This is a genomic window from Microbulbifer sp. NBRC 101763 (assembly GCF_040371615.1).
Classification (GTDB): domain Bacteria; phylum Pseudomonadota; class Gammaproteobacteria; order Pseudomonadales; family Cellvibrionaceae; genus Microbulbifer; species Microbulbifer variabilis.
Genome location: NZ_BAABQV010000006.1, coordinates 91,905 through 114,104 on the forward strand (window position 1 = coordinate 91,905; position 22,200 = coordinate 114,104).

General features: G+C 51.8%; 20 protein-coding genes. 17 read left to right on the top strand and 3 right to left on the bottom strand.

Annotated features, from left to right (window positions below):
• Positions 1-71: 71 nt before the first annotated feature.
• From rpsP to ABWV76_RS15715, 5 genes are all read left to right on the top strand, one after another.
• Positions 72-311, top strand: a complete 240-nt coding sequence (gene rpsP / locus ABWV76_RS15695) for a 30S ribosomal protein S16 (RefSeq protein WP_026305099.1) — start codon at positions 72-74, stop codon at positions 309-311.
• 22 nt (positions 312-333) lie between these two features.
• Positions 334-873 carry a ribosome maturation factor RimM gene (rimM, locus tag ABWV76_RS15700; RefSeq protein ID WP_020413507.1) on the top strand — a complete coding sequence of 180 codons (540 nt, stop codon included), beginning with the start codon at positions 334-336 and terminating at the stop codon, positions 871-873.
• 12 nt (positions 874-885) lie between these two features.
• Positions 886-1,641, top strand: coding sequence for a tRNA (guanosine(37)-N1)-methyltransferase TrmD (trmD, locus tag ABWV76_RS15705; RefSeq protein WP_353376536.1), 756 nt, complete (start codon positions 886-888; stop codon positions 1,639-1,641).
• A gap of 82 nt (positions 1,642-1,723) precedes the next feature.
• Positions 1,724-2,080, top strand: coding sequence for a 50S ribosomal protein L19 (rplS, locus tag ABWV76_RS15710; protein ID WP_281165165.1), 357 nt, complete (start codon positions 1,724-1,726; stop codon positions 2,078-2,080).
• Positions 2,081-2,470: 390 nt separating this feature from the next.
• Positions 2,471-3,223 carry a DsbC family protein gene (locus ABWV76_RS15715; RefSeq protein ID WP_020413504.1) on the top strand — a complete coding sequence of 251 codons (753 nt, stop codon included), beginning with the start codon at positions 2,471-2,473 and terminating at the stop codon, positions 3,221-3,223.
• A 49-nt stretch (positions 3,224-3,272) separates the two neighbouring features.
• Here the strand turns inward: ABWV76_RS15715 and aspA are convergent, their stop codons facing one another.
• From aspA to ABWV76_RS15730, 3 genes are all read right to left on the bottom strand, one after another.
• Positions 3,273-4,739 carry an aspartate ammonia-lyase gene (gene aspA / locus ABWV76_RS15720; protein ID WP_020413503.1) on the bottom strand — a complete coding sequence of 489 codons (1,467 nt, stop codon included), beginning with the start codon at positions 4,737-4,739 and terminating at the stop codon, positions 3,273-3,275.
• 125 nt (positions 4,740-4,864) lie between these two features.
• Positions 4,865-5,680, bottom strand: a complete 816-nt coding sequence (locus ABWV76_RS15725; RefSeq protein ID WP_353376538.1) for a helix-turn-helix domain-containing protein — start codon at positions 5,678-5,680, stop codon at positions 4,865-4,867.
• An 88-nt stretch (positions 5,681-5,768) separates the two neighbouring features.
• Positions 5,769-6,779 (bottom strand): type I asparaginase, encoded by a 1,011-nt coding sequence (locus ABWV76_RS15730; protein ID WP_353376539.1) that lies wholly within the window; start codon positions 6,777-6,779, stop codon positions 5,769-5,771.
• A gap of 385 nt (positions 6,780-7,164) precedes the next feature.
• On the opposite strand from ABWV76_RS15730, the gene ABWV76_RS15735 reads away from it, so the two are divergent.
• The 12 genes from ABWV76_RS15735 (at position 7,165) to ABWV76_RS15790 (ending at position 22,164) form a co-directional block, all read left to right on the top strand.
• Positions 7,165-8,487 (top strand): homoserine dehydrogenase, encoded by a 1,323-nt coding sequence (locus ABWV76_RS15735; RefSeq protein WP_026305096.1) that lies wholly within the window; start codon positions 7,165-7,167, stop codon positions 8,485-8,487.
• A 92-nt stretch (positions 8,488-8,579) separates the two neighbouring features.
• Positions 8,580-9,992 carry a threonine synthase gene (gene thrC, locus ABWV76_RS15740; RefSeq protein ID WP_353376540.1) on the top strand — a complete coding sequence of 471 codons (1,413 nt, stop codon included), beginning with the start codon at positions 8,580-8,582 and terminating at the stop codon, positions 9,990-9,992.
• Between the two features lie 49 nt (positions 9,993-10,041).
• Positions 10,042-11,769, top strand: a complete 1,728-nt coding sequence (gene recJ / locus ABWV76_RS15745; protein WP_353376542.1) for a single-stranded-DNA-specific exonuclease RecJ — start codon at positions 10,042-10,044, stop codon at positions 11,767-11,769.
• 79 nt (positions 11,770-11,848) lie between these two features.
• A complete protein-coding gene (locus tag ABWV76_RS15750; protein ID WP_282952854.1) occupies positions 11,849-12,760 on the top strand; it encodes a DMT family transporter in 912 nt (303 codons plus the stop codon).
• A gap of 8 nt (positions 12,761-12,768) precedes the next feature.
• Positions 12,769-13,398 (top strand): LysE family translocator, encoded by a 630-nt coding sequence (locus ABWV76_RS15755; protein WP_353376543.1) that lies wholly within the window; start codon positions 12,769-12,771, stop codon positions 13,396-13,398.
• A 33-nt stretch (positions 13,399-13,431) separates the two neighbouring features.
• The gene (locus tag ABWV76_RS15760) at positions 13,432-13,884 is read left to right on the top strand and encodes a hypothetical protein (RefSeq protein WP_353376544.1); all 453 of its coding nucleotides are present in this window, start codon (positions 13,432-13,434) and stop codon (positions 13,882-13,884) included.
• A gap of 61 nt (positions 13,885-13,945) precedes the next feature.
• On the top strand, positions 13,946-14,341 hold the full coding sequence (locus tag ABWV76_RS15765) for a MerR family transcriptional regulator (RefSeq protein ID WP_353376545.1): 396 nt from the start codon (positions 13,946-13,948) through the stop codon (positions 14,339-14,341).
• A 96-nt stretch (positions 14,342-14,437) separates the two neighbouring features.
• A protein-coding gene (gene prfB / locus ABWV76_RS15770) for a peptide chain release factor 2 (RefSeq protein WP_353376546.1) occupies positions 14,438-15,533 on the top strand; the annotation gives its coding sequence in 2 pieces (ribosomal slippage) (positions 14,438-14,509 and positions 14,511-15,533; 1,095 coding nt in all).
• An 84-nt stretch (positions 15,534-15,617) separates the two neighbouring features.
• Positions 15,618-17,102, top strand: a complete 1,485-nt coding sequence (lysS, locus tag ABWV76_RS15775; RefSeq protein ID WP_282952859.1) for a lysine--tRNA ligase — start codon at positions 15,618-15,620, stop codon at positions 17,100-17,102.
• Positions 17,103-17,335: 233 nt separating this feature from the next.
• Positions 17,336-18,274: a hypothetical protein gene (locus ABWV76_RS15780; protein WP_353376547.1), complete on the top strand. Its 939-nt coding sequence runs from the start codon at positions 17,336-17,338 to the stop codon at positions 18,272-18,274.
• 498 nt (positions 18,275-18,772) lie between these two features.
• The gene (locus tag ABWV76_RS15785) at positions 18,773-20,020 is read left to right on the top strand and encodes an HlyD family secretion protein (RefSeq protein WP_353376548.1); all 1,248 of its coding nucleotides are present in this window, start codon (positions 18,773-18,775) and stop codon (positions 20,018-20,020) included.
• Positions 20,020-22,164, top strand: a complete 2,145-nt coding sequence (locus tag ABWV76_RS15790; RefSeq protein ID WP_353376550.1) for a peptidase domain-containing ABC transporter — start codon at positions 20,020-20,022, stop codon at positions 22,162-22,164. The genes ABWV76_RS15785 and ABWV76_RS15790 overlap by 1 nt, the downstream gene beginning before the upstream one ends.
• The last annotated feature ends 36 nt before the right edge of the window (positions 22,165-22,200 follow it).

A 22,200-nucleotide genomic window follows, 5' to 3' on the forward strand; every position in this document is an offset into this window, starting at 1 on the left:
AGCTGCCGGCGAAGTTGTATAGGTGGCTGCTCAACACAGCCATCCAGTATTTGAATCTACAGGAAAGTTACATGGTAACCATTCGTTTGGCTCGTGGCGGCGCTAAAAAGCGTCCGTTCTATCACCTGACCGTAACCGACAGCCGCAATTCCCGCGACGGTCGTTTCATTGAGCGTGTTGGATTCTTCAACCCGGTTGCTCGTGGCCAGGAAGAGCGTCTGCGTATCGATCGTGAGCGCGTTGACTTTTGGCTGGGCCGCGGCGCACAGGTTTCTGACCGCGTCAGCAAGCTGCTGAAAGAATCCGCTTAATTTGCGCGTAAGTGGTGCGCCTGTGACGAATAGCGGTGAGAACTCCGATCAATTGGTCACTGTAGGGCGCGTGACTACCGTTTATGGTGTGCGCGGCTGGGTCAAGGTTCACTCCTATACCGAGCCGATGGACAACATCCTGCAATTCCCCAATTGGTGGTTGCGGGGGCCGAAAGGCTGGGAGGCCCTGGAAGTCGACGCTGGTAAGCGTCACGGAAAGGGATTGATTGTACATGTGAAAGGCGTGGATGACCGCGATTTAGCGGCTCAACTTTGCCAGCGTGATATTGCCGTTGCGCGTGATCTTATGCCGGAACTGGGGCAGGGCGAGTACTACTGGCACCAGCTCGAAGGTTTACGGGTTATCAGCCGTTTCAACGGCGGAGAGCACGACTTTGGTATTGTCGCACGCATGATGGAAACTGGCGCCAATGATGTGTTGGTGGTGCGCGGAGGTGATGATAAGCGCGAGCGCTTGATTCCCTATTTGCCAGACCAGTTTATTGCAGATATTGACCTGGAAGCCGGTGTAATTACCGTCGACTGGGACCCGGCTTTTTAAGGCGTTTGGGCGATGACAAAAAGAATCGCTCTGGTAAGCATTTTCCCGGAAATGTTTGCCGCATTGACCGAGTATGGCGTCAGCGGCCGGGCTGTGAAAGATGGCCTGTTGGAAGTGCGCTGCTGGAACCCTCGGGAGTTCACCAGTGACAAACACCGCACTGTGGATGATCGACCTTACGGTGGTGGTCCCGGAATGGTGATGATGGCTGAACCCCTTTACCAGGCTTTACAGGCTGCTCGCAGCTGGGCCGGTGAGGATGGTAAGGCTGTACGAAGTATCTATCTGTCTCCCCAAGGGCGGCAACTGGATCAGCGCGGGGTCGAAGACCTTTCCGAAGCTGGCAATCTGGTTCTGCTGGCTGGGCGCTATGAGGGGATAGATGAGCGCATTGTCGAATCAATGATCGACGAAGAGTGGTCTATTGGTGACTATGTCCTTAGCGGTGGCGAATTGGCTGCTATGGTGATGGTGGATGCGATTACCCGCCTGATTCCCGGTGCTTTAGGACACGATCAGTCTGCAGTTGAGGACTCTTTTTCCTCGGGGCTGCTGGACTGTCCCCACTACACCCGGCCAGAGCAGTACCGGGGCGTAGCGGTGCCGGAAGTGTTGCTCTCGGGCAACCATGAAAGAATACGCCGTTGGCGCCTCAAGCAGGCACTGGTGCGCACACAACAGCGCCGCCCTGACCTTTTGGAAGGGATGGAGCTGGATAAGGAGCAGAAGCGGCTGCTGGAGGAAATTCAGCAGGAGCAGAAGTCCTAAAAAATTGATGCCGGATTCGCCGGGAGGCGGGAGTAGTTCGGTGAACTAGCTGAGAAGCTACACAAACTCTATTTGGGAGCAAATCCAAATGACTAACAAAATTATCCAACAGCTGGAGCAGGAACAGCTGAAGAGCGAAGTACCTCCTTTCGCACCGGGCGACACTGTAATCGTTCAGGTAAAAGTAAAAGAGGGTAACCGTGAGCGTCTGCAGGCGTTTGAAGGTGTGGTTATCGGTAAGCGTAACCGTGGCCTGAACTCCTCTTTCACCGTGCGTAAAATCTCCCATGGCGTTGGTGTAGAGCGTACTTTCCAAACTCACAGCCCGCTGGTTGACAGTATTAAGGTGAAGCGTCGTGGTGACGTGCGTCAGGCTAAGTTGTACTACCTGCGCAACCTGACTGGTAAAGCGGCGCGTATCAAAGAGAAGCTTAACTAAGTACTTCTCTAGCAGCTCACGAAAAAGCCGGGGCCAAATGGTCCCGGCTTTTTTGTGCCTGATAGATTTTGAGCGATGGGACCCTTAGGTCATTTACCCTCTAATCAGCTCTTGTGGGAGTGGCCGCCAACCTGGCAGGGTAAGTGAGTGGCCAGCCGGTGGTGGATAAAGGCTGGTGAGGCCCGGAAATCCCAATCCTCACATAAAAACAAATATTTGTAAGTTTCGGTTGTTCAGCTCACAACCTTGGCATTAGGGCGTAGTTCCCTGTGCCTGAATATGTTAAAACGCGCCATTGAGACCGGTTACGGTAATTAGCTGCCATACTGGCTGGAACTGAAGGCCGACGTTTGAGTCGAAGCCCATTGAGAATTTAAGGAGCAATCGGTAATGATGCTTATCAAGAAGCCACTAGCATTCGCTGGTTTACTGCTCGGCCTGCTTGGATCTGCGGCCCTGGCGGAAGTCGACGCAAATGTTGCAAAAGCCATAAAGGCTCGCCTGGAGACTGGTAACCCCAAGGCCACTTATGGCGATGTGCGTAAGAGCCCAATTAGAGGACTCTATGAGGTGGATGTAGATGGTGGCAACACTACCCTATTTGTCTCAGAAGACGGCGGTCATTTTATCTACGGCGACTTGTTTCAGGTGAAGAGTGGAGGTGGCCTCGCTAACCTCTCTGAGACGCGTAGGGCCGGTCATCGGGCCAAGGTGATGGGCAATCAGGATGTTAAGGACATGATTGTGTTCTCTCCGAAGGGGGAGACCAAGGCGAGCATCTATGTATTTACCGATGTGGATTGTGGTTATTGCCGCAAGCTGCACCAGGATGTGCCTGAGCTGAATAAACGTGGTATTGAGGTGCGCTACCTAGCGTTCCCGAGAGGTGGTTTGCAGTCTCTGGGGTACCGCAAGCTCGCTACCGCATGGTGTGCTGACGACAGTAATAAAACATTGACCGCTCTGAAAAACCGGGAGAATGTGCCCCTTAAGGTTTGCGATAACAATCCAGTGGCGGCTCAATACAAGCTCGGCAATGAGGCGATTGATGTCCGTGGTACGCCTACTATCGTAATGGAAGATGGTCGAGTGGTACCGGGTTATCTACCGCCGGCATCTTTAGTTAAGGAGCTGGGTATTTAATCCTTTCCGAGCCTGATAAGCCGGCAGCTGAGCTGCCGGCGTCTCTCTATTAAGCAGGGCTTTTCAAGGATACTTTCCTGGGTTGGGTCATATTTTCCGGAGCAAGAATATCATTGAGTTCCTCCTCGCTTAGCAGCCCATCTTCTAAAATTAGCTGTTTCACGCTGGCCCCGGTAATCAATGCTTGTTTGGCTATACGGGTCGCATTTTCGTAGCCGATAAATGGATTTACCGCAGTGATCAGGCCAATGCTGTTTTCCACCATCTGCAGGCAGTGCTCCTCATTGGCGGTGATGCCACTGATACAGCGTTGTGCCAGGGTATCCATAGCTTGAGTCATCAGTCGCATAGACTGCAGCAGGTTAAAGGCGATTACAGGTTCCATAACGTTTAACTGTAGCTGGCCGGACTCTGCTGCCAGGGTAATGGTCAGATCGTTGCCAATTACCTGGTAGGCGACCTGGTTAACCACTTCTGGAATTACGGGGTTTACCTTGCCGGGCATAATCGATGAGCCGGGCTGCATTGGTGGGAGGTTGATTTCATTGAGGCCGGCGCGTGGGCCGCTGGATAATAAACGCAGGTCGCTGCAAATTTTTGAGATTTTTACCGCGATACGTTTCATCACGCCGGAAAACATTACGAAGGCGCCCATATCGGAAGTCGCCTCAACCAGATTTTCTGCGCAGACAAAATCTATGCCGGAAATTTCAGAAAGGGCTGAAACAACTAACTGGCGGTACTCGGGGTCAGTATTGATGCCTGTGCCAATCGCGGTACCGCCCATATTGATTTCTGTAAACAGTGTCACCAGCTCCTTGACTCTGGCGACATCTTCACGAACGGTTGCGGCGAAGGCAGCAAACTCTTGCCCCAGAGTCATGGGGACAGCATCTTGCAGCTGGGTACGCCCCATTTTTATAACCTGAGCGAATTCTTCGGCCTTTTTATCGAATTCGACACAGAGAACCTCCATAGACTGTACCAAATCGTTGTAGCTAAGCAGTACGGCCAGGTTGATGGAGGTTGGGTAAACATCGTTAGTGGACTGTGACAGGTTTACGTGGTTGTTAGGGTGGGCTTTTTGGTATTCGCCTTTACTATGCCCCAACAGCTCCAGTGCGCGATTAGCTATAACTTCATTGGCATTCATATTGGTGGAGGTGCCGGCCCCCCCCTGAATCATGTCCACAAGAAACTGGTCGTGCAGTTTGCCGTCGATAATTTCATCACAGGCGCCCGCAATGGCTGTTTGCAGGTTGTTTTCAAGATAGCCCAGTTCCCGGTTGGCCTGTGCCGCAGCCTTTTTGACCATCGCCAGGGCTTTTACCAGGTTGGGGAAGTGATTCACGGTAATTCCCGTTATCTGGAAATTTTCCAGGGCGCGCAGTGTCTGGATGCCAAAATAAACATCTGCAGGCACTTCACGCTCCCCCAGCAGGTCGCGCTCAACTCGTGTTGCGCTGCCGGCGCTGAATACGGGCATGGGTTTTAGTGTATGGAAATCATTGGTCATATTGATTCCTGTTTTCTCTTTATCTGCATGTGGGCGAGCGCGTAGAGAGCAAGGTTTACTTTGCTCTGAGGTTCGCCTTTTTGTTGTGGTAAATTGACCCCTTAAGTGAAAAGGGGCCTTGTTGTTTAAAGTGGGGTGGCAAAAAAATTCTGCGGGCCTTCAGTAGTTGAGGTCTGGATGTTTTCACGGATATTCGAGTTGATTTCACCTGAGTCCGGACCAAAAACGCCGCAAAGCTTCAATGCATTTTTAATACTGATATTTCGTCCAAGGGATTCCAAAACCACTTTGGTGCAGACGGGTTCCCGCCTGTCATTGGCGGAAGCACCAAGCTTGAGGCCTGATAAATAACTGACGCGGCTCTTATAGGTTGGGTAGAGAATAGTTTGTGCTATCTCATTTCGTGTCAGGGCTTCGTAACCAATCAGGAATATGCGCTCAGAAAGAAAAAAGAGCATTCCCTTATAGCGGGATTTGTACCATTCCTCCCTGTTTGGATAGCGCATACGCTCAAAGCGCTGGAAGTAATAGCCATCTCCATCGGACTCTATATGTAGCAGGCTGCGAACAATATGATCCGGAAAGGTCATGGAGTAGTGATACTCAAAATAGAAGCCCAGGTACTTATCCGCCCGGCCCTGGGATTCACGCATGAGAATGTCGATATCCGGACTGTATGGGCGTATTGCTTCTTTTATACTTGAGGGTGTGCTGCGTACACGAACAATCTGATCAAACTGTTCATGAGGCATCATAATTTCGTGAGGCTCAACCCCAAAAAAATGGCAGATTTTATTGAGAGTGTACTGCGAAGGTTGGGTATGACCATTCAGATATTTATTAAATTGTGCCCGATTAACCTCCATACGCCTGCACACTTCAGCGATTGAGCGGTAGAAACTGCACAAAAGGCGCAAGTTTTGTGAGAAGTCGTTACTCATCGATTATCTGCTTCTGGTTCCAATGCCCGGAAAATCCTTCCCAATATTTTGTTAACCACTCCCTGGGTATGCCGATTTCGTACTCTATTTAACTGGGGGTACACTCTCCACACAGTGAAGTTTCCATCAGTTCTTTGATTTTATCGGTTGGATAGCCCATAGCTAATAAGTGATTTAACTTGGCAAAACAAGCTTCGCTGGTCATATCCAATCCACCAATAACACCTGCGCGTAATAAGGCAGAGCCCGCTGCATACTTGCCTAGGTCTACTACATTTTCGAGGCACTGGGATACGGCTACACAAATAATGCCCAACTCCGTAGCTTTCTCCAGTTGTGAGGTAAAGGCACAGTCATCGGTGGGTGCATTACCGGTACCATAGGTCTCTATCACCAGGCCTCGCGGGCGATGTTCAATGACCTTACTGAGAAAGAGGGAGGAAATGCCGGGGAAAAGCTTTATTAGTACAACATCGCCATCAGCGGATTCCGGGATTTGGAATTGTGTAGCATCACCGGGTTCCAGTAGGGCGTTGCGATCAATATTGATCTGAATGCCCACTTCACCAAGGCATGGATAGTTCGGGCTGGTAAAGGCATCCAGTGAGCCTGAACTCACTTTAACAGCGCGGTTACCTCGCAACAGTTTGCCGTTGAAGTAGAGACAGATCTCCTTGATTTCATCGGAACCACTGAGCAAAAGGGCGGCAATCAGGTTGTTGTAAGCATCGCTTCGCATCTCCCTCAGGGGAATCTGCGAGCCGGTAACCAGTACTGGTTTGGCCAGGCCCTGAAGCGCAAAAGAGAGTGCGGATGCGGTATAGGCCATGGTGTCGGTACCGTGCAACACGACAAAGCTGGAGTACTGGCTATAGTTGTCGCGTATCAGGGTGGCAATACGATACCAGTCCCGAGGCTGCATATTAGCGCTATCCAGCAGTGGGTCGAGAGCCTGAAAGTCATAGCTTGGGAGCTGGCCAATGGCATCTTGTAAAAGGCGTTCTAGAGCGCCTTCCAAATCGGCATCCGGGATGTAGCCGGACTCGCTTCGACGCATGCCCAGGGTTCCGCCAGTGTACAGGATAAGAGTTTTTTTCATTACTCGACCGCTATCTGAGTCAGTTTTCAGGGCGCCCATTTTTCTGGAAAAGACGCGGTATATGCAATTTCGCAGGTTGTTGGCACCTGATGCTAGTAGATGCTTATATAGCATCTACTGAGGATGGTATCTGTTTCAAGAAGTGTTTTATGGTGACAGAAGTGTCAAATACTCTTATTTGAGGATGCCTAAAGCCGGTGCGCAATTTAATTGGATTTATTGCGTATCTCTCGGTAAGGTTGTCGATCTTTTGTCGACTTTGTTGATATTTATTGCGCTGTGTCCCGGAGTGATATTTTAGTGTGGTTACGTTGGGCCGGGAGCAAATGCGCGGAGGGAATTTGTGAGCGCAACAATTGAAGAGTCTGCGGGGGCAGTTGGTCAGGTGGTTGCAGGAAAAACGCAGCGTGCAGTGAGAATTGGTGTGTGCGGCCTGGGCACAGTGGGTGGTGGGACGATCAATGTCCTGGCACGCAATGCGGAGGAAGTGGCCGCACGCTGTGGGCGCCCGGTGGCTATTGAGCAGGTTGGGGCGCGCCGGGATAACCCGGACTGTGACACCAGCCGACTGAATGTAACGCGGGAAATTTTCGATGTTGCCAACAATCCCGATGTCGACATTCTGGTGGAGTTAATCGGTGGCACTACTGTGGCCCGTGAGCTGGTATTAGCAGCCATAGAGAATGGCAAGCATGTTGTTACTGCTAACAAAGCGCTGATAGCCGAGCATGGCAATGAACTGTTTGAGTTAGCTGCCAGCAAAGGAGTCACTATTGCCTATGAGGCTGCCGTGGCTGGGGGTATTCCGATTATAAAATCCTTGCGCGAGGGGCTGGTCGGCAACCGGATTCAGTGGCTCGCGGGTATTATAAACGGCACGGGTAACTATATTCTTACCGAAATGCGCGATAAGGGCCGCAGCTTCGCTGAGGCGCTGTCCCAGGCGCAAGCGCTCGGCTATGCGGAGGCCGATCCCACTTTCGATGTGGAAGGTATTGATGCAGCGCACAAGCTGGTGATTATGGCTTCTCTGGCATTCACTATGCCGCTCGCTTTCGACAAGGTGTATACCGAGGGCATCAGCCGCATCTCCAGCGAAGACATCCGCTATGCCGATGAACTCGGCTATAGAATCAAGCATTTGGGTATTGCCCGCCGTACAGATCAAGGGGTGGAGCTGCGAGTACATCCGACACTGATCCCCCAGCGCCGCCTGATTGCCAATGTAAATGGGGTTATGAACGCTGTGCTTGTGAATGGTGATGCGGTTGGGCCGACCCTGTATTACGGCGCTGGTGCTGGTGCGGAGGCCACAGCTTCAGCTGTGATTGCCGATATTGTCGATGTGGCGCGTACCCTCGATGCCAGGCCAGACCAGCGAGTGCCCGCTGCCGGGGTGGCACTTACCGAGCAGGGAGATACTCAGGTGCTGCCGGAAGAAGAGGTGGTTACCAGCTATTATCTGCGCATATCTGCCCATGATAAGCCCGGTGTTATGTCTAAGGTGGCCACTATTTGCAGTGATCAGGGTATTAGTATTGAGGCCTTGATTCAGCACGAGCCTTCGGAGGGTGAGGAGTTGGTGCCGGTGGTGATCCTGACCAGCCGCGCCAGGGAGGCCTGCCTGCGTGAAGCAGTCGCTCAGATTGAAGCCCTGGATACGGTTGAGGGTGATGTGGTGCGAATTCGCGTGGAAAGCCTTGGCTGATCCTTACCTTTGTCGCTTATTTGGTACTGTTCCCGAGAGGAGCGTTGCCAGTTTTCTGTACATCCCGCTAAGTTTGAGAGCCAATTAACACCGTGAAATTTATCAGTACTCGCGGCCGCGCGCCGTCTCTCTCTTTTGCCGATACTGTTCTCACCGGGCTCGCCAGTGATGGCGGCCTCTATGTACCGGAGTCACTGCCGCAATTTTCCCGAGAGGATATTGCGGCTATGGCGGGTCTGGATTACCAGCAGCTGGCTTTTGAAATTATCCGGCCGTTTGTGGGAGAGGATCTCAATGAGCGGGAGCTACGCGATATTATCGAGCGCTCCTATGGTTTGGGGCAGGGTCAGTTTCGTCACAGGGCGGTAGCGCCTTTGGTACAGACCGATACCAACGAGTGGATTCTGGAGCTTTTCCACGGCCCAACTCTGGCCTTTAAAGATTTTGCCCTGCAGTTTCTCGGTCAGTTGTTCGACCACCTGCTGAAAAAGCGTGGTGAGCGCGTGGTGGTGATGGGAGCTACTTCCGGGGATACCGGTTCGGCGGCGATTGAAGGCTGCCGCCACTGCGACAATGTCGATATTTTTATTTTGCATCCCCACAACCGGGTCTCAGAGGTGCAGCGCCGGCAGATGACCACGGTGTTGTCGGACAATGTGTTCAATATCGCCATGGAAGGTAATTTCGACGATTGCCAGAATATGGTGAAGGCCAGCTTCGCCAACCAGTCCTCTTTACCCGATGGGCGCCGTTTAGTGGCGGTGAACTCCATTAATTGGGCGCGTATTATGGCGCAGATTGTCTACTACTTTTACGCGGCCTTGCGCCTGGGCGCATCAGATAAAACGGTAAATTTCTCCGTGCCCACTGGCAACTTTGGCGATATTTTTGCCGGTTACCTGGCGAAGCGGATGGGGCTGCCTATCGATCAACTGGTGATCGCCACTAATGCCAACGATATCCTGCACCGTTGCATCAGCGATAACGACCACACCCCTAAGCCGCTGATACACAGCCTGTCGCCCAGCATGGATATCATGGTGTCGAGCAATTTTGAGCGCCTGCTGTTTGATCTCTACGGCCGCGATGGTGTCGCAGTGGCGGAGTTGCTGGCAGATCGCAGTGTACCTATGCACTTGAGCGAATCGGCCCTGGCGCAGGCCCAAAAGACATTTTCCAGCTATAGGGTCGACGATGCGCGTACTATTGAGGTGATTCGTGAGCAGTACCAGGCGACCGGCTATCTGCTCGATCCCCATACCGCTATTGGTGTCGAGGCCGCAAGAAGGGTGCGCCGCTCTGCTGAGCAGCCAATGGTTTGCTTATCCACTGCACACCCGGCAAAATTCCCCGATGCTGTGGCGCAGGCACTGCCACAAACTAAAATTCCCTTACCGGCACATATGCAGGACCTCTGGCAGCGCGAAGAGCGATTCAAGGTGCTGCCCAACGACTTGTCCCAAGTGCACGACTATATGGCGACCATGTTGACCGAAGGGCACTAGCTGGCGCAGCGAGGGACTTGGCGGCCGGATTAAAAATAGCTGAGAGAGAATGAATACAACAATTCAGCGGCGGCCAGTGGATTTTTCCACTGGCCGTTTTGCTTCTGAAACTCCCAAAATTTTGCAGAGGGTACTGCTTGGTCGCGGTATCGTCAGCGAGGAGGCCCTGAACCACAGTCTCGCCAAGCTGCAGCAACCTCAGTTGATGCGGGGGCTGGATACAGCGGTGACACTGCTGGTGGAAACCGTGCGAGCGCAACAGAAGATCTTGATTGTCGGTGACTTCGATGCCGATGGTGCCACCAGCAGCACGCTCGCCGTACTGGCGTTGGGGGCCATGGGAGCGTCGGGTGTTGACTTCCTCGTGCCGAACCGCTTCGATTTCGGCTATGGGTTGACCCCGGAAATCGTTGAAGTGGCCAAAGATTATGCCCCGGATATGCTGGTCACAGTAGATAACGGCATCAGCAGCATCGATGGAGTTGCAGCGGCCAAGGCGGCGGGGATGACGGTGATCGTAACCGATCACCACCTGCCGGGCAGTGAGTTGCCAGAGGCTGATGCCATCGTCAATCCAAACCAACCGGGCTGTGATTTTCCCAGCAAGAATCTCGCCGGTGTGGGAGTGATTTTCTATCTGTTGAGCCGCCTGCGCAGTGCTCTGCAGGAGTGCGGCTGGTTTGAACAGAGTGGCATAGTCCCGCCGAATATGGCTGAGTACCTCGACCTGGTGGCATTAGGCACTGTGGCAGATTTGGTGCCTCTGGATCATAACAATCGCATCCTGGTGCACCAGGGTATCGCCCGTATCCGTTCCGGCCGTTGCCGGCCCGGGATTTCCGCACTGTTGGAAGTGGCGGGGCGCGATCAGCGAAGGCTTTCCACGACAGATATCGGTTTTACCCTGGGGCCGCGGATCAATGCTGCTGGGCGCCTGGATGATATTGGTACCGGCATCCGCTGCCTCCTGACCCGCGATCCCAATGAGGCCCGAGAGCTGGCGGGGGAGCTGGATAGGCTCAACCGGGACCGCAAGGCAATAGAGCAGGGTATGCAGCGGGAAGCCCTGGCGGCGTTGGAAGAACTACAGCTTGAGGGGGAGATTCCCTGGAGTCTTTGCCTCTACGATACTAATTGGCACCAGGGGGTAGTGGGTATCCTCGCCAGCCGTATCAAGGAGAAATTCCACCGCCCGGTAATTGCCTTTGCAGAGGGGGATAATGGCCTGGTGAAAGGCTCTGCGCGCTCCATTCCCGGGTTACATATCCGCGATGCCCTGAGCGATGTGGCTGCAGCCAACCCTGAATTGATCAGTAAATTCGGCGGTCACGCCATGGCCGCGGGTTTGAGCTTGCCGGCGGAGCACCTCAGTGCCTTTCGTACCGAGTTTGAGCGGGCAGTGCGCAACCGCCTGGATGAAAATCAATTACAGGCAGTGATCGATTCTGATGGTGAATTGGATATTGCAGACTTCACCCTGCAAACCGCGGCCCTGTTGCGCGCCTGCGCCCCTTGGGGCCAGGCGTTTCCCGAGCCGGTCTTCGATGGGGAGTTTCTGCTGCTGCAACAGCGAATCGTTGGTGAGCGCCACCTAAAAATGGTGGTTGCCCCACCGCAGGCTCCGCAACTGGCACTGGATGCCATCGCCTTTAATGTGGACATAGATCAGTGGCCGCAGGCTGCCGAAAGAGTGCGTTTGGCCTACAAGTTGGATGTCAATGAATTTCGCGGGCGGGAATCCCTACAGTTAATGGTGAACCTGCTGGAGGCGGTATAAGAGTCACCTTTTCAAAAATCGCGAAGTGCGGGGAGCGTATTCGCGGCTGTGCTTAAAAACGTCGTTGGAAGTAGAAGAAGTGAAACGGAAACAAGTCCAGGCTGAAGTCCTGCTGTTATTGGCCGCCCTGTTCTGGGGTGTCGCCTTTGTGCCACAAAAGGTCGCTATGGCGGATATTGAGCCGCTGGCATTTAACGCATGGCGCTTTATTCTCGGTGGCCTGATTTTGGTGCCGATCGTTTATTGGTTGTCTTCTCGCAGGGATTCCCAGCCCGGTGAAGTGGGCGGCAAGCATGTTAATCATCGTTGGAAAGCCTGTTTGCCCGGCGGTGCTGTGCTCGGTTTCTGGCTGTTTCTTGGTGCGGCGCTGCAGCAAGTGAGCTTGCTCTATACAACCGCTGGTCGGGCTGGGTTTATTACCGGTTTCTACCTGCTATTGGTGCCAGTGATCGGTTTGTCCCTCGGCCACAAAACCAATCGCTGGACTTGGGTGGGCATTGCTCTTGCCCTTTTCGGCCTCTATTGGCTGGCGGACTTTGCTGAAGAGTCGCAATTAATCGGTGACTTAATGGTGTTCGCGAGTGCCTTCGTATTCGCTATACAGGTGTTGTCGGCCGATCATCTGGTGAAGCGCTACGATGCATTGCGTCTCGCCTGTATCCAGTTCCTGGTATGCGGCTTGTTGTCAGCCCTGGCGTCCCTCTTCACTGAAGAGGCAACAATACAGTCGGCTGTGGATGCAGCCTGGCCCATCGCCTATATGATGATTTTTTCCACGGCACTGGCCTTTACTTTCCAATTGCTGGCCCAGCGCTATGCGGCGCCTTCCCACGCCACGGTAATTATGAGTCTGGAGGCGGTGTTTGCTCTGGCGGCGGGCTGGCTATTCCTCAATGAAGTGCTGAATGCCCGTGAGCTTATCGGTTGTGGCCTTATGTTGGCAGGAATGCTTGTTAGTCATTACGGTAACCACAATGGTACCCATCACTAGGAAGTAAAATGGAGCTGTCTGTACTCGCGCTTTTTGTCCCAGCCAGTTTTTTTGCCTCGGTAACACCGGGATTGTGCATGATGTTGGCGCTCAGCCTGGGAATTACACTGGGGGTGCGCCACACCTTGTGGATGATGGTTGGTGAGCTGGCGGGAGTAGCCCTAGTGGCTCTGGCTGCAGTGCTTGGGGCTGCAGTGCTGATGGTGCAGTACCCGACAGTATTTCAGGTTTTCAAATACTGTGGCGGTGCTTATCTTGCCTGGGTGGGCGTGCAAATGTGGCGCTCGCGAGGGCAATTGGCCGCCATTGATGGCGGAGGCCGGGGGGCTATGCGTGTACGGCCTTCGCCTAAAGCGTTAGTGGCCCAAGGGTTTGTTACTGCTGTGGCCAACCCTAAAGGATGGGCTTTTTTCATTGCCTTATTGCCACCCTTTATCAATCAAAGTAAACCTTTGGTGCCGCAACTCTCCGTGCTGCTTGCCACAATACTGTTGCTGGAAACCCTGTGTCTGCTGATTTACGCTGGAGGTGGTCAGGCACTCAGTCGTCTGCTGGAACGTGCTGAGAATGTGCGCTTGATCAATCGCATCTCCGGTACATTGATGTTACTGGTGGGAGTCTGGCTGGCACTGTCCTGAGTTGGGTTGTCGTCGTTTTATGGAGGAAGTTCGATGGTAAAAACAACACTATCTGCATTGATTGCATTGACCCTGGTGGTGGCCGTGGCTGCCTGCGGCGGTGCCAAGGAGGAGCAGGCAATGGAAAATCAAGTGGAAAATACCCCGGGGCCTACCCAGCCGGAGGTAGCGCCAAGCGCTCCCGCGCCGAGGCCGGGGGAGTTGGTTTGGGTCTATCGCAAAAGCGGTCGCAAGCAGTGTGAAGGTGGAGGTATGACACTACAACAGAGCCTGGCCAAATTACGAGAGAATGGCATTGCGGTACAGGAGTCCCGCTGTGGCGTGCGAACTGACAGGATGTACCCGGCAGTGTGTGGGGCCCCTACCGGAGATATATTGCTGCATCTCGTTGGTATGGATGCTTTAGATGCAGCGTTGGAGTTGGGTTTCGATCCCGCCGAGCAGGTGCAATACCAATTTGCGGCATGTCGCGATAACAGCGCCTAGAAATTGTTGAATAGTGCTTGCTGTGGTGTTTGGTGAGCCTTGGAATCCGTAGGTGCTATCGGTGAATATATCTCAGGCAGCCCGCAGCTCGGGCCTAAGTAGTAAAGCCTTACGTCACTACGAGGAAATTGGCCTGTTGGTTCCCAGTCGTGGGGCTAATGGCTACCGCCAGTACACTGCAAGTGATGTAGAAACCCTGCGCTTTATCCAGAGGGCCCGTGTCAGCGGTTTTTCGACTGGAGAGGTTCGGGCTTTGCTGGAGTTGCGCGAGAACCCCGACAGGCGCAGCCGGGAAACCAAGCTGCTGGTCAGTGAAAAACTATCCCACCTGGAAGAGCAACTTCGAGACCTGCTCGAAATGCATACAACCCTGTTGGCATTTGAGAAAAGTTGTGCCGGCAACGACTCACCCGAGTGCGCAATCCTGGACCGGTTATCTGGTCAGCTTCCAGGCTAATCCAATGGGTATCTCATTAGCTGTCGACTGGCAGGACCCCCGCGCGCTGCGGTAGAATGCGCGCCGCTTTTTATTTTGTCCGGACACCGAAAGTTCATGGAAATCAATCCCCTCCTCAATCAATTAAAAGACCTCGAAGAGCGCACTGACGTTCTTAGGGGGTATCTTTGACTACGCCAGCAAGAAAGAACGCCTTACCGAAGTAGAGCTGGAGCTGGCCGAGCCGAGCGTTTGGGACGACCCCAGCCGCGCACAGGAACTGGGGCGCGAGCGCTCCTCCCTGGAAACGGTGGTTAATACCATCGAAAACCTTGACTCCGGCATTGCCGATTGCCGCGAACTGTTGGAAATGGCAGTCGAGGAAAATGATGAGGACTCCGTAGGGGAGGTCTCCACTGAGATCGAAGGTCTCCAGCAGCAGCTGGGGATTCTGGAATTCCGCCGTATGTTCTCCGGCGAGAATGACGAGAACAATGCCTACCTGGATATCCAGGCCGGCTCCGGTGGTACCGAGGCCCAGGACTGGGCGGAAATGATCCTGCGTATGTACCTGCGCTGGGGTGAAGCCCACGGCTTCAAGACCACCCTGGAAGAGGTCTCTGCGGGGGAAGTGGCCGGTATCAAGAGTGCCACCGTGCACTTTGCCGGCGACCATGCCTTCGGCTGGCTGCGCACAGAAACCGGTGTACACCGCCTGGTGCGCAAATCGCCGTTTGATTCCGGCAACCGCCGTCACACTTCTTTCAGCTCGGTATTTGTGTCACCGGAAATCGATGACAATATCGAGATTGAAATCGACAAATCCCAGGTGCGTGAAGACACCTACCGCGCATCAGGCGCCGGTGGTCAGCACGTCAACAAAACCGATTCTGCGGTGCGTTTGACCCACACAGAATCCGGGATCGTCGTGCAGTGCCAGAGCGAGCGCTCCCAGCACCAGAACCGCGATAAAGCCTGGAAAATGTTGCGCGCGAAAATGTACGAGCAGGAAATGCTCAAGCGCAACGCAGAGAAGCAGGCCATGGAAGACAGCAAGGCCGATATCGGTTGGGGCAGCCAGATCCGCTCCTACGTGTTGGACGACCAGCGTATCAAGGACCTGCGTACCAGTGTCCAGACCAGCAACTGCCAGGCAGTACTGGACGGAGACCTGGACCAATTTATCGAAGCCAGCCTCAAAGCCGGCCTCTGATTTAAAGTCTCCACTCTCACCGCGCCCCTCGTCTCTCACTAATGGGACGAGGGGTAATATCACTCACAAAACTGATAGATCACCATGACTGATATCCAGCAAGACGAAAACAAACTGATCGCCGAGCGCCGCACCAAGCTTTCCGCTCTGCGCGAGAAGGGCAATGCTTTCCCCAACAGTTTTCGCCGCGAGAACCTCGCTGCCGACCTGCAAGCTGAGTTCGGCGATAAACAGAAAGAGGAGCTGGAAGAACTGGGTAAACGGGCGTGCGTAGCGGGGCGAATCCTGGCTAAACGCGGACCCTTTATGGTGATCCAGGATGTGTCTGACCGCATCCAGCTCTACGCCGATAAAGCGGCACAGAAAGATATTAAAGAGCGCTTCGGTGCCTGGGATATCGGCGATATCGTCGGCGTAAAAGGCACACTGCACAAATCCGGCAAGGGCGATCTCTACGTCAACTGTGAAGAGTACAGCCTGCTGACCAAAGCACTGCGCCCGCTGCCGGAAAAATTCCACGGCATCGCCGATCAGGAAATGCGTTATCGCCAGCGCTACGTGGACCTGATCGCCACGCCGGAAGCCCGCGAAGTGTTCCGCGTGCGCTCCAAAGTGATCGAGTACATCCGCGATTTCCTCAACGCCCAGCAGTTTATGGAAGTGGAAACGCCTATGCTGCAAGTTATTCCCGGCGGTGCCAGTGCGCGCCCGTTCGTTACTCACCACAATGCGCTGGATATCGATATGTACCTGCGTATTGCCCCGGAGCTGTACCTGAAGCGTCTGGTCGTGGGTGGTTTTGAGCGGGTTTACGAGATCAACCGCAACTTCCGTAACGAGGGCCTGTCCACGCGCCACAACCCCGAATTCACCATGCTTGAGTTCTACCAGGCGTATGCGGACTACAACGACCTGATGGATCTCACTGAGAAGATGCTGCGCGGTATCTGTGAAGATGTTCTGGGCTCCACCACTGTGGAATACCAGGACAGCAGCTACGACTTCTCCAAGCCGTTCGCGCGTTTGTCTGTGTTCGATTCCATCCTGCACTACAACCCGGAACTGACTGCGGCCGATATCGACAATATTGAATCCGCCCGCGCCGTTGCCGAGAAGCTGCAAATCCCACTGAAAGACAGCTGGGGCCTGGGTAAGGTACAGATCGAGATCTTCGAGAAAACTGTAGAGCACCGTCTCGACCAGCCGACCTTTATCACTGAGTATCCAACCGAAGTGTCTCCGTTGGCTCGCCGTAATGATGACAACCCGTTTGTCACCGACCGCTTTGAATTCTTCGTTGGCGGCCGCGAGATTGCCAACGGTTTCTCCGAGTTGAATGACGCGGAAGATCAAGCCGAACGCTTCAAGGCCCAGGTTGCGGAGAAAGATGCCGGTGACGACGAAGCCATGCATTACGACGCCGATTATATCCGCGCGCTGGAATACGGTCTGCCGCCCACCGCTGGTGAGGGCATCGGTATCGACCGTCTGGTAATGCTGTTTACCAACTCTCCATCGATTCGCGACGTACTGCTGTTCCCGCATATGCGTCCTGAAACGAACGATTAAACGGCTCACCGCGCTACTAGCAGTGTGCTCTGCCGTCGCGTCAATATTTCGGCGCGACGGCCCTCTCCGGATATCCTCTTCTAAAGTCGGGCATTCCTGTACAGGAATTTCATTGGCCTTTTCCCGTTTGTCGCATCTGTGTAACTGATGTTACGGCCGCGATCTACTCTAAATAAATCCATCGACGAAATTGCAGAGCTGTAGAAAGTGAGCAATAAAAGAAGGAGAAAGTGTTGGCAACTAAGGCGGCGCAATGTATTTGTGGGCTGGGGAGTTTGTTTATCTGCTGTACTGCCCTGGCTCAGTCGAAGTTACAATACCCTCTATCACAGGAACTAAATGCTAGCTCGGTGCCAATTGAGTTCCAAAACCTTCCTGTGCCGTATACGCCTTCCCTTCCTAGAGTCTCGACTCAAAACGGCTGGCGCTTTGCCGTCACGCCATACTTATTCCTGCCCTTGCGTACCAAGGGTGAGTCTACAGTGGCTGGAACCACAGTGGATGTTGATCTCAACCTGAAGAGAACCCTGGAACTTCTAAATGTGGCTTTTTCTGCCCGGCTTGAGGCCTGGAAGGGACGCTTTGGCGTAGTTACCGATCTTTATTATGTACACCTGAATTTAAAAGAGGGGGCTAGTATACGCCCTCCCAGAAATCCACAGTTAGATATAGACATCAATATTGATGTAAATGTGGATGTACATCAGGGGTGGGTTGCTGCATTTGGTGCATTTCGTTTATTAGATGGGAGTTTTGCCACTGGTGACCACCGTTATTTTTGGGATGTCGGTGCGGGTGTACGCTGGAACCGTCTCCGGCAGGAGGTGAAAGCCAGGGTAGGAATTGATATTGCCCCGATGCCTGAAGTGCGAAACCGGCTGGGAGGCCGCAAGAGCTGGTGGGAACCAGCTATAGGCACCAGAGTGGGGCTCAGGCTGAATGATTGTCTTACTCTGGGGGCGCGCACTGAAATCGGAGGTTTTGGTGCCAGCGGTGACGAATTGCAATGGAATCTACTGGTCGGACTTGACTGGCGTGCTTGGGAAGCAACATCCTTACGTTTGGGTTACCAGTATTACAGTATCGACTATTCCAGTAGACTTCCAGATGGAAAATTTGCCTATGATATTGACCAGCATGGGCCCTATATAGCCGCTACATGGCGTTGGTGATCCCTGATTATTAGGTTTGGATAATATATAAATACTGACTGGAGACTCCGTTTTCCTGGTACTCCTATGATGCTTGTTGGTGAAGTATATTCACTTCTATTCTGTTTGTGATTTAATCGCGAATCTGGCAATAATATTCTTTTTATAAAACGTTCCCCCTGGAATAGATCTTCGAATGAGATGCCTGAGTTTTTTGGATGTATTTATATCTGGCTTGATAGATAAACAATAAAAAAATAAAAATTTAAAGGCGATTTTCTTATGGAGTCAGGGTTGATAATGGCTTTAAATTTTTGAGATTTTTAAAGGTTGAATTCTGGTGTTAGTATGCGGATCTAACCTCGCTAAAAAGCCTATCAATAGATGAGGGCCCCGGTTTATCAGAAACATTACTGGGACGGTTGTTATAAAGTTTTTGGTTTTACTTCGTTGACAGCATTGCTGTGTGAAGATAAAAATCTGACCGTTAAATAATTAACCTGGAATAAGGTAATTGTGGTGACAGGACTGTTTCGCCAGCAAGTTGTAGAAAGGCAAGTGGATCGCTTGCACGGTGGGGTTTTACTCCTGCCGCGTTTTTCACATACCGCTATTCTCGCGCTGCTACTAATTTGGATAGCAGTTGTCTTTATCTGGTTAGCTATTAGCAGTTATGCTCGCAAGGAGAGCGTAACTGGCTGGTTGGAGCCAGCCTCTGGATTGGTGCGGGTTTATGCTGAGCGTTCGGGCATTATTAAACAGGTTCTGGTGCGCGAAGGTGATAGGGTGATTAAAGGCCAACCACTGCTAGTGGTAAATGGAGATCGGATATTAGCTGACGGAAAGAACCTCGAGGCCTTATTATTGACTGAATATGAGAGTCAACAAAAGCTAGTCAATGAGCAGCTTGAGCGCGGCGATAAGATTTATCGTCAACAACTCCATGATGTAGATGAGCGTATTAATGCTAGTAGGGAGGATCTGGCACTACTTGAAAAACAGATAGAATTGCAATCCCGACATTCTGCGTTAGTGGCTGAGCAGGTAGAACGTTACCGTGTTCTAAAGCTAGATGGTCATGTATCCTCTTCAGAACTGGATGCCACCATTGCCCAGGAGTTGGAGCTATATGTCGATCGACAGGAGCTTGAGCGGAGTCGGGTTAATTTACGCAATCAAATTCAGAGGCTTGAAAGAGATCGATTACTACTCCCCGAAGAATACGCTAATAGTAGTGATCAATTGCGAACAAGGCTCTCAGACCTAGCCCAGCAAATAGCTAAATTGCATGGTCAGCGAGCTTATATCGTTAAAGCATCCCGATCAGGAGTGGTTAGTAATTTGCAGGCGTTTGAGGGGCAACAGACGCAAACCCATATTCCAGTTTTATCACTGTTGCCGGAGGGGCATATACTAACGGCACAATTGCTGGTATCTGTACGCTCAGCGGGCTTTATCAGTCCGGGCCAGCAAGTGAAAATTCGCTATGATGCCTTCCCTTACCAAAAATTTGGTCTCTATGCCGGCACTGTACTGGAAGTGTCAGACACTGTTCTTCTGCCTGATGAGTTACATCGTGTACCTGTAGCTGTGGATGAGCCGGTTTTTAAGGTCATTGTAGAGCTGGCTGATCCTTCGGTTAATGCCTACGGGCGACGCTTTCAACTCAAGCCAGGTATGACTTTATCTGCCGATGTGAATCTGTCGGAGCGAAGCTTATTAGAGTGGTTGCTGGAACCAATTTATAGTTTAAAGGGGCGGTTGTAATGGAAACCAGCGCATGGTCATCGGTAAATAATGGGCGAGCGGAAACCCATTTGAATTTCTCTGTACATCGCCAATTGCCGGTAATTTTGCAGACGGAGGCTGCGGAGTGTGGATTGGTATGTCTGGCGATGATTGCGGGATTTCATGGTTATGATACTGACCTTGTTAGTCTGCGCCACCGATTTCATATTTCCAATCATGGCATCAACCTCAAGACCCTGGTAGATATCGCTGATCGCTTACATTTAGCGGGCCGTGCACTGCGACTTGAAATGGAGGAGTTGGAAGAGTTGCAGTGTCCCTGTGTACTCCATTGGGATATGAATCACTTTGTGGTACTCAAGTCATTACAGCGCGGTACTGCCGTTATTCATGATCCAGCAATGGGGGAGCGGATACTGTCCCTTGAGGAGCTTGCCCAACACTTTACTGGTGTTGCTCTGGAACTTTTGCCGACAGATGAATTTCAACTGGGGGAGGACCGTCAACAGCTTAAGCTACGTCATTTCTGGTCGTCTATCAGTGGGCTAAAACGTAGTTTGGGCCAGATATTGATACTGTCATTGATACTGCAATTGTTTGTTGTAGTTTCCCCTTTCTATATGCAAACCGTGGTGGATGATGTCATCTTGCGAGGGGATGAAAGCCTGCTATTGGTATTAGCTATGGGTTTTGGCTTGTTACTGGCGATACAAGTTGGTACGAATGCGTTAAGGGAATGGGTCATTCTGCATGTTTCTAGTCGGCTTAATGTACAAATGGCAGCAAATCTTTTTCGCCACCTGATTCGTTTGCCGATGAATTATTTTTTTACCCGACATATGGGCGATATAGTCTCTCGCTTTGGTTCCCTGAACAAAGTACGTGAGTTGCTTACCACAGGATTGGTTGCTGCAGTTGTGGACGGAATAATGGCTCTCATTACACTCGTCGCTATGATATTTTATGATATGAAGCTAACGTTAATTGTGCTATTGGCGGTTGCGCTTTATATTATCTTACGAGTATTGCTGTATCGCCCATTGCATCTCCTTACTGAAGAGGAAATTGTTGTGCAGGCAAAGCATGATTCACACTTTATGGAGTCGGTGCGAGCCATACAGACAATTAAATTATTTCAGCGTGAAAATGATCGTCAAAGTCAGTGGCAAAACTATTTGATCGATGCCATTAATAAGGATATTCGCATCACCCGCTGGAATATTGGCTATAAAACGGCGAACCGTTTGTTGTTTGGTATAGAAAATCTTTTGGTGATTTATTTTGCTGCAATAGCAGTGATGGGTAATATTTTCACTATTGGTATGCTTTATGCCTATATGAGCTACAAGAACCGCTTTGTACAATCCATGGATGCATTAATCGCAAAGTGGATAGAGTTGAAAATGCTTGGTTTACATTTGGATCGATTGTCTGACATTGTCTTTACTAAGACTGAGTCAATGGGAGAAGTATGTAATCGTAGAGTGGAAATTGATCGGAGTGGACCTCTGCAAGGTAAAATTGAGGTGCGTAATCTTACTTTTCAATATGGTGAAGCGGAAACACCAGCCTTTCAAAATTTGAGCTTTACAATAGAACCCGGTGAAACTGTTGCCATTGTAGGCCCAAGCGGGTGCGGTAAAAGTACTCTTTTAAAGTGCATGATGGGTTTGCTGCAGCCGACAGCGGGGGAGATCCTGATCGATGGTCAGCCTTTAAAGCAAATACCTCACTATCGAAGTCAGATAGCTGGAGTTTTGCAGGATGATCAACTGCTTGCAGGTAGCATTAGCGACAATATCGCCTGCTTTGAACCCAAGATAGATATGCAGGAAGTAGTTCGTAGTGCGAAAAAGGCATGTATTCACGATGAGATAATGTATATGCCCATGCAATACAATACCTTGGTTGGTGATATGGGTACCAGCCTTAGTGGTGGGCAAAAGCAGAGAATTGTGCTGGCACGCGCACTCTATCGTGTACCGCGCATTTTGTTCATGGATGAAGCAACTAGTCACTTGGATACGGCTACAGAATCTTTGGTTAATGACCATATCAAAGGACTTGCCATAACCAGAGTACTGGTTGCTCATAGGCCGGAGACGGTCAGGTCTGCAGGGAGGCGGATTGTATTATCCAGTGCATTTTCTGGAGTTGCTTAGATAAACGGAAATACCCTTAATTTAAATATAGGACTT

What these genes read in the sequence shown, in the direction of transcription:
- rpsP (WP_026305099.1), top strand. Translation starts at nt 72, where the DNA reads ATGGTAACCATTCGTTTGGCTCGTGGCGGCGCTAAAAAGCGTCCGTTC.
- ABWV76_RS15760 (WP_353376544.1), top strand. Translation starts at nt 13,432, where the DNA reads ATGGTAAAAACAACACTATCTGCATTGATTGCATTGACCCTGGTGGTG.
- ABWV76_RS15730 (WP_353376539.1), bottom strand. Translation starts at nt 6,779, where the DNA reads ATGAAAAAAACTCTTATCCTGTACACTGGCGGAACCCTGGGCATGCGT.
- ABWV76_RS15790 (WP_353376550.1), top strand. Translation starts at nt 20,020, where the DNA reads ATGGAAACCAGCGCATGGTCATCGGTAAATAATGGGCGAGCGGAAACC.
- ABWV76_RS15715 (WP_020413504.1), top strand. Translation starts at nt 2,471, where the DNA reads ATGATGCTTATCAAGAAGCCACTAGCATTCGCTGGTTTACTGCTCGGC.
- lysS (WP_282952859.1), top strand. Translation starts at nt 15,618, where the DNA reads ATGACTGATATCCAGCAAGACGAAAACAAACTGATCGCCGAGCGCCGC.
- ABWV76_RS15725 (WP_353376538.1), bottom strand. Translation starts at nt 5,680, where the DNA reads ATGAGTAACGACTTCTCACAAAACTTGCGCCTTTTGTGCAGTTTCTAC.
- recJ (WP_353376542.1), top strand. Translation starts at nt 10,042, where the DNA reads ATGAATACAACAATTCAGCGGCGGCCAGTGGATTTTTCCACTGGCCGT.
- trmD (WP_353376536.1), top strand. Translation starts at nt 886, where the DNA reads ATGACAAAAAGAATCGCTCTGGTAAGCATTTTCCCGGAAATGTTTGCC.
- aspA (WP_020413503.1), bottom strand. Translation starts at nt 4,739, where the DNA reads ATGACCAATGATTTCCATACACTAAAACCCATGCCCGTATTCAGCGCC.
- ABWV76_RS15755 (WP_353376543.1), top strand. Translation starts at nt 12,769, where the DNA reads ATGGAGCTGTCTGTACTCGCGCTTTTTGTCCCAGCCAGTTTTTTTGCC.